General features: G+C 42.7%; 14 protein-coding genes and 2 pseudogenes. 13 read left to right on the top strand and 3 right to left on the bottom strand.

The window, feature by feature from the left end; all coding sequences use genetic code 11:
- The 6 genes and pseudogenes from ACEW80_RS06925 to ACEW80_RS06900 all read left to right on the top strand — a co-directional run.
- Positions 1 to 211, top strand: a pseudogene (locus tag ACEW80_RS06925) (hypothetical protein); the annotation flags it as partial.
- Positions 212 to 449: 238 nt separating this feature from the next.
- The gene (locus ACEW80_RS06920; RefSeq protein WP_373525890.1) at positions 450 to 599 is read left to right on the top strand and encodes a hypothetical protein; all 150 of its coding nucleotides are present in this window, start codon (positions 450 to 452) and stop codon (positions 597 to 599) included.
- 2 nt (positions 600 to 601) lie between these two features.
- Positions 602 to 979, top strand: coding sequence for a hypothetical protein (locus tag ACEW80_RS06915; RefSeq protein WP_373525889.1), 378 nt, complete (start codon positions 602 to 604; stop codon positions 977 to 979).
- 10 nt (positions 980 to 989) lie between these two features.
- Complete coding sequence (locus ACEW80_RS06910) at positions 990 to 1,292, top strand: hypothetical protein (protein WP_373525888.1); 303 nt, start codon at positions 990 to 992, stop codon at positions 1,290 to 1,292.
- 306 nt (positions 1,293 to 1,598) lie between these two features.
- The gene (locus ACEW80_RS06905; protein WP_373525887.1) at positions 1,599 to 2,579 is read left to right on the top strand and encodes an aldo/keto reductase; all 981 of its coding nucleotides are present in this window, start codon (positions 1,599 to 1,601) and stop codon (positions 2,577 to 2,579) included.
- 546 nt (positions 2,580 to 3,125) lie between these two features.
- The gene (locus ACEW80_RS06900; RefSeq protein ID WP_373525886.1) at positions 3,126 to 3,656 is read left to right on the top strand and encodes a hypothetical protein; all 531 of its coding nucleotides are present in this window, start codon (positions 3,126 to 3,128) and stop codon (positions 3,654 to 3,656) included.
- A 213-nt stretch (positions 3,657 to 3,869) separates the two neighbouring features.
- Here ACEW80_RS06900 and ACEW80_RS06895 read toward each other — a convergent pair whose 3' ends face one another.
- From ACEW80_RS06895 to ACEW80_RS06885, 3 genes are all read right to left on the bottom strand, one after another.
- On the bottom strand, positions 3,870 to 4,406 hold the full coding sequence (locus tag ACEW80_RS06895; RefSeq protein ID WP_373525885.1) for a hypothetical protein: 537 nt from the start codon (positions 4,404 to 4,406) through the stop codon (positions 3,870 to 3,872).
- Between the two features lie 18 nt (positions 4,407 to 4,424).
- On the bottom strand, positions 4,425 to 4,979 hold the full coding sequence (locus ACEW80_RS06890) for a GNAT family N-acetyltransferase (protein WP_373525891.1): 555 nt from the start codon (positions 4,977 to 4,979) through the stop codon (positions 4,425 to 4,427).
- A 165-nt stretch (positions 4,980 to 5,144) separates the two neighbouring features.
- Positions 5,145 to 5,381: a hypothetical protein gene (locus ACEW80_RS06885; RefSeq protein ID WP_373525884.1), complete on the bottom strand. Its 237-nt coding sequence runs from the start codon at positions 5,379 to 5,381 to the stop codon at positions 5,145 to 5,147.
- Between the two features lie 111 nt (positions 5,382 to 5,492).
- On the opposite strand from ACEW80_RS06885, the gene ACEW80_RS06880 reads away from it, so the two are divergent.
- The 7 genes and pseudogenes from ACEW80_RS06880 to ACEW80_RS06850 all read left to right on the top strand — a co-directional run.
- Positions 5,493 to 5,708, top strand: a complete 216-nt coding sequence (locus tag ACEW80_RS06880; protein WP_373525883.1) for a hypothetical protein — start codon at positions 5,493 to 5,495, stop codon at positions 5,706 to 5,708.
- A gap of 95 nt (positions 5,709 to 5,803) precedes the next feature.
- Complete coding sequence (locus tag ACEW80_RS06875; RefSeq protein ID WP_373525882.1) at positions 5,804 to 6,151, top strand: hypothetical protein; 348 nt, start codon at positions 5,804 to 5,806, stop codon at positions 6,149 to 6,151.
- Positions 6,141 to 6,704 (top strand): hypothetical protein, encoded by a 564-nt coding sequence (locus ACEW80_RS06870; protein WP_373525881.1) that lies wholly within the window; start codon positions 6,141 to 6,143, stop codon positions 6,702 to 6,704. The genes ACEW80_RS06875 and ACEW80_RS06870 overlap by 11 nt, the downstream gene beginning before the upstream one ends.
- Positions 6,705 to 6,718: 14 nt before the next feature.
- Positions 6,719 to 6,991: a hypothetical protein gene (locus ACEW80_RS06865; protein WP_094346787.1), complete on the top strand. Its 273-nt coding sequence runs from the start codon at positions 6,719 to 6,721 to the stop codon at positions 6,989 to 6,991.
- A 338-nt stretch (positions 6,992 to 7,329) separates the two neighbouring features.
- Positions 7,330 to 7,740 carry a hypothetical protein gene (locus ACEW80_RS06860; protein WP_373525880.1) on the top strand — a complete coding sequence of 137 codons (411 nt, stop codon included), beginning with the start codon at positions 7,330 to 7,332 and terminating at the stop codon, positions 7,738 to 7,740.
- Positions 7,740 to 8,456, top strand: coding sequence for a hypothetical protein (locus ACEW80_RS06855; RefSeq protein WP_373525879.1), 717 nt, complete (start codon positions 7,740 to 7,742; stop codon positions 8,454 to 8,456). Before ACEW80_RS06860 ends, ACEW80_RS06855 begins: the two co-directional genes overlap by 1 nt.
- A gap of 63 nt (positions 8,457 to 8,519) precedes the next feature.
- Positions 8,520 to 9,179, top strand: a pseudogene (locus tag ACEW80_RS06850) (hypothetical protein); the annotation flags it as partial.

The following is a 9,179-nucleotide window of genomic DNA, read 5'->3' as shown; positions in this document are numbered from 1 at the left end:
CGCCTCTCTGCTCTTAACTGGGTTTTCAGGAGTAGGGGCAATAGGGTGTTGGGGATTGGAGATTATTGAGACTAATAATCCCAACACAATTATCTCTGGCTGGCAGTACCAGAAAAACAGAAGTCTTGGAGCTATGCTGGTAAGTTTTTCTGCCTTCTTAGGGAGTTCTTTAGTCGGAGCAAGTTTCAGTGTTCACCGGGACAAATTTTAGGGAGAGAAACAGCAATGGAAATCAAGTTAACCACATCAGAGATTCGGGCTATCTTGCAAGGATGTCAATATACATTGCGGCTTGTGGGGAGTAGTCGAGATTATCGTAGGCTTCAATCGTCCTCCTTCCTTTTCTACATCAAATAATGTGGTTCTAAACGATGCGTTCAATATTTTAGGAGAAGTAGTAGACGCAATTGATCAGGTGGAGCAAGTTAATCAACAAGGAGAACCTAAACATGGAGCAAGAAATTAAAAATGCAGTCGGCTTGGGTAGTCCCTCCTTTGTGAGAGAGTCAAAACCAAAGCTGGAGTCGGAACCAAAAGCAACAGTAACGATTTACGACTTTGGCGCTCTATTATCTAAGCACGAACCACCTAAAAAATAAAGATGAACACAAAGCAATTGATTCTTAAATCTGCCATTGGAGTTTTCGCATTTTTCACTATTTTGAGTGGCTGTGTTATGGTTTTCGGGCAAAAGAAACCGAACTATTTCAACATCACAATACCTGCAAGCACAGCGAGACTGGCTTTTGGACTGGGTATGCTTGGCACTGGATTAACCATGCTTTTGGCTAGTCGGATCGAAACAGTCGAAACCGGCGATTTACTCAAACCTAGACCTGTTCCCACTCCATGCCGAGGTTGCCGGAATTTTCACGGTGTCAAATACAACGGTGTAACACTCAATTGCGCTATTCATCCCGAAGGCTACGAGGGCAATCAATGCCCTGATTGGAAAGCTTTCAACCATCTAAATAAGTAGGAGCAATAACATGACATTAACTCTAGATAATCACTCTCAAACCAGTCAAACCAGAGAATCGTCCTTGACGAAAGCATTGCGGCAAATACAGCATTTGAACTCCAAAGTTACTGATTTAGAGCGGCAGCATCAAGACTATGTGCGATCGCAACAGAATTTGATTAGTGCCATTGCCGAAATCTGTGTTTCTCCAATGCAGGAAATAGAGGCGCTTCGGATTTTGATATGTCAGGGCGAGGCTGAGTGTCGGCGGTACTTGCGGTCGTTGTTAATCAATCAAAAGAAGGCTTCTATCAAAAAAGAAGGGAGGTAAAAATGGCATAAAACTGGCAGCCGAAATATCTTGTTGCCTACTGCCGTCATCTAGCAATTTTTCTTCACAATCAGCGTGTAGACACCACCACATAACGGTGATGAAAGCCAGAGATGCGTGCCAGTTATCAGCTTCTCTGGCTGAAAATCAAACAGCTATAGCAGGTGTCCCTGAACCTCATCCTAGTTGCAGTTCGGGCGTATCTATTCTACCAAGAAGTACTTCTTCTAATAGATGACTTGCTCAGAGGGAAAGGGATAATGCTGAAGGGTTTATTTTTCTGATCACTGATTAGGAGACTATTAGATGAAAAGTGTTTTGCTAGGGAATCAAGGATTGGAAGTTTCAAGGATCGGACTTGGTTGCATGGGAATGTCTGAGTTTTACAGCGGTCGTGATGAAATTGAGGCGATCGCTACTATCCACCGTGCATTAGAACTTGGGGTAAATTTCCTCGACACTGCTGATATGTATGGCCCATTTACCAACGAGCAATTAGTAGGCAAAGCAATTATTGATCGTCGAGACAAAGTAGTATTAGCAACCAAGTTTGGTAATGTCCGTACTGAAGACGGCGGTTGGAAAGGCGTTAGTGGCAGGCCAGAATATGTCCATCAATCTTGTGATGCTTCACTTAAACGGCTGGGGATTGAGACAATTGACCTGTATTATCAACATCGGGTCGATCCTAATGTGCCAATAGAAGATACCGTAGGAGCAATGGCAGAGTTAGTCAAACTTGGTAAAGTGCGCTATCTAGGACTTTCCGAAGCTGCTCCAGCGACAATTCGACGGGCGCAGGCAACCCACCCAATTACTGCACTTCAAACAGAGTATTCTTTGTGGAGCCGCGACCCAGAAGATGAAATTTTATCTACTGTACGAGAGTTAGGAATTGGTTTTGTGGCTTACAGTCCGCTTGGTCGGGGATTTTTATCGGGAGCCATCACCCGTCCTGAAGACCTTGCACCAGATGATGCCCGTAGAAATCATCCTCGTTTTCAAGGGGAGAATTTTTTGCTGAATCTGCAATTAGTGGAAAAAGTCAAGGAAATCGCTGAACAAAAGCAAGTCACACCTAGCCAACTTGCTCTCTTATGGCTATTAGCTCAAGGTGAAGATATTATCCCAATTCCTGGTACAAAGCGACGCACCTATTTGGAGGAAAACATTGCAGCTACTTCCATGACTCTTACTTCAGATGAACTCGCTCAAATTGAGGCAGTTGCACCAAAAGGGATTACCGCAGGCTTACGCTACCCTGATATGAGTACTGTTAATCGTTAAGTTAGTTACCGAACTGGTAAGTAAGTTTTCATTCCCAGTTCAAATAAGTTAGCTGAAACAGCAAGAAACTTCACGTCTCAACCGATAAGGGAGCATGAGATTAATTGCGCGTGAGTCGATCCCACTTCATAAAAAGCTCCAAAAACGGAGCTTTTTTCCATCCCTATTTTTTTTCGTCAAGTGGGCCGCTTTTCGCGTGACACCCATTCTGTATCGCTTTGAGTGCTTTCAAGTGACACCAAATTCATAATTTCACCATGCCGCTTTTTGTGAGATTCCTTTAATAGCAAGGGTTCTAGAGTTTGACTTCATCTTGCCGCTTTCTGTGACATCTATACACAGTAAGGCTTTTAGATGTCACGGCAGACCATGCTGCTTTTTTGTGCCGCTTTGTGATCCGATACGACAGTAAAATATAGTTAACCAAAATTCAGGCGAATCAACCAAAAAAACACCTCAGTTGCGATCACCTTCGGTGGGCGGTTACGCCATCGCTAACCTCTTGGTAATTTCCCTTCTGTCTATATTTAGATATGGTATTAATTAATGCTCATCTGTGCTGATACTCAAATTCCTTTTCCACGCTCCCTGGTTTATGCTAGCTATCGGGACAAACTGGTTGAGCTAGTTCCCTATATGCCAAACGTGCGTCACATCACACTTTTATCACGTAGGGAAGTAGGTAGTAATGTTTATACTGTCAATGACTGGCACGGTGGCAGTGAAATTCCAGCAGCAGCACGAGTTCTGCTCAGTGAAGATATGCTTTCTTGGAAAGAATATAATACCTGGAATCAGGCTGATTTTACAGTTGAATGGCGGATTGAAACTCATTCTTTCACAGAAGCAGTTAAGTGTTCTGGCAAAAATCGCTTTTTGTCAGACGGCAATAATACAGTAATTGAAAGCCGTGGTGAGCTAGTGATTGACCCAAAAAAAATTAAGGGAGTACCATTCTTTCTCACAAGTACAATTGCTCATGTAGTCGAAGATTTTTTAGCGAAAAATATACAACCAAACCTCCTAGCAATGAGCGCGGGAGTGCGCCAGTATCTAGAGCAAGATGCTAAAGATTGAAAGGCAGCATATCAATCTAATGACAAATATTGTATTAACCAAAGGCAAACTGTACCAATTCCGTGGTGTGCAAGTGCGGTACAGCCACCAGCGCCAGTGCGCTGTGCAAGCCCGATATGTATTCACTGATTAATTAGGCAAGCGCCGGGAATTGGGAGGGCAGATTGTATAGCGTGAAGTAGAGGAGGTTCGGGAGGAAAGCGGAGAATTAACTTATGCTGAAATTTTTTCACCAACAGCTTGATGTATAATTTCTTTCTTTAACGAATCTGCTGCAACTGCTGCAATGGTTTCCCAATCTTCTTGTTTTAATAGCAATCCAAGCAGTTCGCGCAGTATGTCTCGATTAGAAATGAATTCTTCACCATAAAGTTCATCATTTTCCAGAGTAGCAAGTATGTATTCTTTTACCTCTGGTGTCGGCAATCTAAATTTTTCAAGTATTCTCTCTCTTGCAGTTTTTACCGCAATTTTCGTAGCTGTGCCTAAATTCCAATTATTCAGCAGTAACCGCACTTCTCTATTTAGAGAAATACGTAAAGTTGTGAAACGTCCCCAAAGTTCGAGATTGAGCATTAAGGAGCCAAATGCTGAACCCCAATCTAATCCAGCCCCAATGTTGCCACCAATTTTATCCTCAGCTTCAACAGCTTTTCTTAACCATTCTTCATCAAATAATAAACCCATTGGATTTACTGCATTTTCTTGGTTAAAGGTGCTTTGATTATCACTCTTTTCCTGCTGACTCATTTACTTCCCTTTCCTATCTCATTCAGGAGAACGAAAAACTCCATACTCAAAATAAACTAGATCATCATAATCTTCATCCTCTCCCACATCAATCATCCCTTGGTTATCGTAAAATTCTTCTACTCCAGGCAATGAATGTAATCCTACTCGACCTTCATACTCTAATTCCATACTGCGAGTTCTGGCAAACGCCAAAAACGCAGTTCCAACACCTTTTAATTTTGGCGGACGTTGGATATATGCCCGATTCCAAGGTGCAGTAGCTATACCGTCAATGTATACCAAGCGTTTACCCTCTACCAAGCGAGAACCGTGCATTTGGGTTTCAATCAGCATTAACCCCTGAGTTTCAGCTTCGTACTCAATTGCATAGCCTTCGCGGTTTGATTGTCTGCTAATGACAAACTGTAGTTTAAATTCCCAGTCCCAAAATTTGTCTAATTGCCCATGCAATTCTAATTGTTCTTTCCATTTTTCGGCATAATCATCGACGTGCTTTTGCGCTAGTTCTACTAAATCTGCTTCCACGATCATGCTATCTTGACCGCGAATTAGTTCTACTGTTGAAAGCATTGCACCAAAGTTACCCATGAACCAATTCTATCAATCCCATCAATCCCATTAATCAGGATTATGCTCATTTTCTTGTTTTGGGATGAAAGAGAACAATATTTTTCTTAATTCCCTACACCCCAAAGTCAGTAATATCAAAAATTTACATTTAACAAAAATACCATTCTATTCTAGGTCTTTGTCTGTGTACTTTTCTCTGAGGGATTTGTTGATGAGGCGTTTGTTGCTACCTTCTGCATGAACAGCAAACCCTTTTTCCCAAAAAATCCGATGCAGTTCTGCTGGTTTCCATCCTTCAATGACCGCTAGAGCTTCAGCTTCAGCCAGCAGTGCTGTTGGCACATTGATTTCAATGCGTGTCATTTTTGGTGCGTTGGTTTCTGGCATTGTTTCAATAGTCATAAATTTACCCTTAATTATCGGGTTTCTTGTGGGTTTATTGCCCACTATGTTCTAGAATTTAGTTTATCATAAATATGTTTCTAAACAGCTAACAAGGGGGTCAAGAAGCCTATGCACCCATTAGAACTACGTAAAAAATGGAATTTGACTAACTATCAACTGGCCGCTGCCATCGGTAAAACTGAGCAAACCATTAAACAATATGCGGCTCGGACTGGGACTAAAGCTCATCGTCAGCCACCTTTATGTGTTTTTCTTCTTTGCTCAGAATTGGACTCAAAATGGCAGCAACAAGGATATCCCAGTCTAGTTTTTGTTGCTGCTTAGTATACAAATTCATATACATTTTCGACTAGACCGCCAGAGATGAGCGGTTTTTAATTGAGATAGTTCCTGTTATTTCCGGCAGTCAACCGGAAGTGATGCGGAAGTCAACCGGAAGTAAAAGAGGTGAAAGTGTGTTGATACAAGGTTCCTGCGTAGTTGAAGAAATTTTGACGCGGGGGCAGGCAGCAAAGAAATTAAAGCCGCAAGTGACCGAAAGGCAGTTGAGAACCTATCTCGATTTAGCTTCTTTATATCTGCCGACTTTTACGGAGTTTAGGGATGAAGAAAACGGGGGGCTAAACAGGAATATTAAGCTGACCAATTGGCACATCCCTACACTGCAACTTATCAGAACCAAAATGCTATTGATTGGGCTGAAAAAGACAACTTTAGAATTAGCAAAATATCCCGAACAATTCACTGGAGTAAATCATGACCATTAAAGAATACGCAGAAGCCAGAGGAGTTAAGCCAGGTAAGCTGGTTGATGAATTTCGTAAGAATTTTCCAGGTGAGACTTGGACAATAAATTCATCCCTGCCTGAAGAATTTTTGAAGGCCGACCCAACTAATATTCACACAGGACAACAATCACCTGTAGCAGATATACCCGAAGCCGCAATTACCAAGGCATCGGAAGCGATTCAACAAGCCTCATACAAGTTGACGGCAGCAGATAAAGAGACTATTTCTGGTGCTATAGCCGTTCAAAACGAGCAATCTAAAATTTTGGGTGCATCGACTGGTGTGACAGGGGCTTTATTGTTCATGGAATCCTTGATTGGAGCCAAAGGGACTGTGCTAGATGCCTTTGCCGAACAATCCATGTTGGAAGTTGATAACCAGATTGCTGAGATAGATCAGAGTTTGATTAATTTAGCCGATGAAGCAACAACCAGACTGGGGGAGTCGATCCGAAAAAAGGAACAACTCAAAGCGCGACTCAATTCCTTGAGGGAGAGAGTTTCTTCGATGGGGACACAGATCCGATTTTAGAAGCTTATAAAACAGTGGCGGCATTGTTACAAATCCAAAATGAAACTGTTGCTACTGTTGCCGAAATCCGACTGCTTCAAGAACTATTAACTCATCAAAGGAAAAATCAAGTTATGGATATTCTCAGTACGGGATTGTTTGCTACTTCAGTTGTTGGCGCTTTAGGTGGCAGTGCATATCTCGTTGGTAGCGTTGTCGCTACTGGATTAATCGGCAGTGGGGTGTTTATTCCCCTGGGATTACTTGTTGGTGCAGGATTAACTTTTCTGGGACGGGCATCAAAGTAATAGTGATGGGTAAGAGTGTTTCACGGTGTTTCACAGAACTGTTTCATGAAACTGTTTCAACGGTTTCATCAGTGTTTCAGCGTCGTGAAACACCGTGAAACAGCATTCCCCCAGCGTGAAACATGAAACATGAAACATGAAACACCAGCTAATTCCTTGCTCGAAAGCCGTTATGAAGGGTAGTATTTCATCCAACCGTTTCACAAAACTGTTTCACGAAACTGTTTCAACGGTTTCATCAATGTTTCAGGCTCGTGAAACATGAAACGCCTCATTAAAGATATATGTGAAACATGGGAAAAATTTGTACTAAGAACGCGCTATAGCACAGTAGTCTCATGTATAAGAAACAACTGTATCTAGCCTTGGCTGGAGTCTTAGTCTGCTTCTTGCCTGTAATTATCCCCTTGATTCCCAAGTTGAGGGCTTATGCAGAGGCAGAACGCCTAAAAGCCACAGAAGGGTTAGAGCGATCTCGCATAGAAGAACGGGCTAAGACCAGCAATGCCCTATATGAGGCGGGAGTTATGCCCACAACTCGCAAGTTAAGAATTACCAATTACTTTGACAGCAGTAAACGCAATCCACGCCCTGACACAACCCTATATCTTGATGATGAGATTATTGATGTTTTTGACGCAACGGGTAGGTGTATTGGGCGAATTGAAGAAGGAATTTGGAAGTGGAAGCACAAAGACAAAGAGATTTGTATAAGTGTTCAAAATATCAAACAAAGTAGGAGAAAGTAATGGGATTAGGTTCATCGAGTGCAGAAAGTAACAGTACTGGCAACAGCGATGGGAAACCCAAAGGTAAGAAGCGATCGCTTGGTGAAATCATCGATTTTTGTGCTAAGGCTGTTGTGATGATTGTTGGCTTACCCATTAGGGCTGCCGCCGCTATAGTCAATCAGTTTGTTGCTAACGGTGGTGCAGGTCGTGCGTTAGTTGGAGGGATTTTATTTATTGGCGGTTCCATGATTAGTGCTGATTCAACTTGGCAATTAATCTTTCAAGGACCACCTGTTTTTCCTTGGTTTGAGCCGACTTGGAATTGGTTAAATGTGCTGTTTGCACTGTTCAACCCGTTTTTTTACCTGGCATTCATAATTTCTATGGGTGTTCAGGTAATTGAAGCCCACGCCCTACGCGGTAAGAACCCAGATTCAGCTAGGCGGGAACTTCAAGACCACATGGTTTATGAGCTTGAAACCAAGCCTAGTGGCAAGATTGACTTGGTAGGCCAACTTTGGCAAGACTACAAGACCGCAGGTACACGCGATCGCTCTAGTGCTGGGCTAGTTGTGATTGCTGTTTGGGCGTTCGATATTGTGGCCACCTTTGCCGCTCGTAACCCATTTCAATTTACAGATCCATTCATGATTTTGGGCTGCATCTTATTCAACATCGGCACAATGATGGCGGGTGAAATTGGGTTCGCCATTTGGGGATTGACTAAAGATTAAAGCGAGCGCCGCTCAATAACTCTTGAGTCGAGCAGCTTCTTAATTCAACAGGGCATTTCTTTTATGCAAAGTAACGATATCCCAAAAATTACAACTAAAGAAACTGAACACTTACGCGAGTCATATCCTAGCTTGTCTCACTTGGAAGCCGGGAATATCGCCCAATGGCTGCAAGAAAGAAAAGACCAATTATTTGAAATGGCACGAGTTTCTGAGAACGAAGCAGACATGACTCGTGTACTTGGCCTGGTGGCTGGGGGGATTGGAGCCGTTTGTTATGCTGTCAACCCACTGGCTGTAGTTGGTGGTTTAATTGGCGGTGCTGCGTGGTTATGGTTTGTTGTCGAACACTCCAATAGAACTAAGGAGATCGCCCCCTTGCCTTTTGTGCGTGGTAATTTTGTAGATGCTCTAACTCGTGCTGGGGATTATGATACTAGGAGGAATTATCAAGCGGATCAGCTTGCTAATACTGTTAAATTCCTAGAGCGACACGAAGCAGAAGAGTACGCTTTTCTTCTAGCTGAGTTTGAAAATATTGGCCAGTATTTGACCCAAGTTGAACCAGGAAAACGTTTTTACGCTTATCGCTGGATGTTTGGCTGGTTTGGCAAGCTCAAGGGTCGTCAGCTACCCAGTTATCAAAGCATGGCTCTCCATTTACAGGATGTGACAATTGACAGCCGGATGAATCGGTCGGAAGTAAATGCCATCGCACAGGCA

It is taken from the genome of Nostoc sp., from assembly GCF_041747015.1.
Lineage (GTDB): Bacteria > Cyanobacteriota > Cyanobacteriia > Cyanobacteriales > Nostocaceae > Nostoc.
Note: the sequence above shows the minus strand (reverse complement) of the source record. Positions and strands in the feature narration are given on the sequence as shown.

Coding starts and splice junctions, on each gene's coding strand:
- ACEW80_RS06920 (WP_373525890.1), top strand. CDS start 450: ATGGAGCAAGAAATTAAAAATGCAGTCGGCTTGGGTAGTCCCTCCTTT.
- ACEW80_RS06915 (WP_373525889.1), top strand. CDS start 602: ATGAACACAAAGCAATTGATTCTTAAATCTGCCATTGGAGTTTTCGCA.
- ACEW80_RS06910 (WP_373525888.1), top strand. CDS start 990: ATGACATTAACTCTAGATAATCACTCTCAAACCAGTCAAACCAGAGAA.
- ACEW80_RS06905 (WP_373525887.1), top strand. CDS start 1,599: ATGAAAAGTGTTTTGCTAGGGAATCAAGGATTGGAAGTTTCAAGGATC.
- ACEW80_RS06900 (WP_373525886.1), top strand. CDS start 3,126: ATGCTCATCTGTGCTGATACTCAAATTCCTTTTCCACGCTCCCTGGTT.
- ACEW80_RS06895 (WP_373525885.1), bottom strand. CDS start 4,406: ATGAGTCAGCAGGAAAAGAGTGATAATCAAAGCACCTTTAACCAAGAA.
- ACEW80_RS06890 (WP_373525891.1), bottom strand. CDS start 4,979: ATGCTTTCAACAGTAGAACTAATTCGCGGTCAAGATAGCATGATCGTG.
- ACEW80_RS06885 (WP_373525884.1), bottom strand. CDS start 5,381: ATGACTATTGAAACAATGCCAGAAACCAACGCACCAAAAATGACACGC.
- ACEW80_RS06880 (WP_373525883.1), top strand. CDS start 5,493: ATGCACCCATTAGAACTACGTAAAAAATGGAATTTGACTAACTATCAA.
- ACEW80_RS06875 (WP_373525882.1), top strand. CDS start 5,804: ATGCGGAAGTCAACCGGAAGTAAAAGAGGTGAAAGTGTGTTGATACAA.
- ACEW80_RS06870 (WP_373525881.1), top strand. CDS start 6,141: ATGACCATTAAAGAATACGCAGAAGCCAGAGGAGTTAAGCCAGGTAAG.
- ACEW80_RS06860 (WP_373525880.1), top strand. CDS start 7,330: ATGTATAAGAAACAACTGTATCTAGCCTTGGCTGGAGTCTTAGTCTGC.
- ACEW80_RS06855 (WP_373525879.1), top strand. CDS start 7,740: ATGGGATTAGGTTCATCGAGTGCAGAAAGTAACAGTACTGGCAACAGC.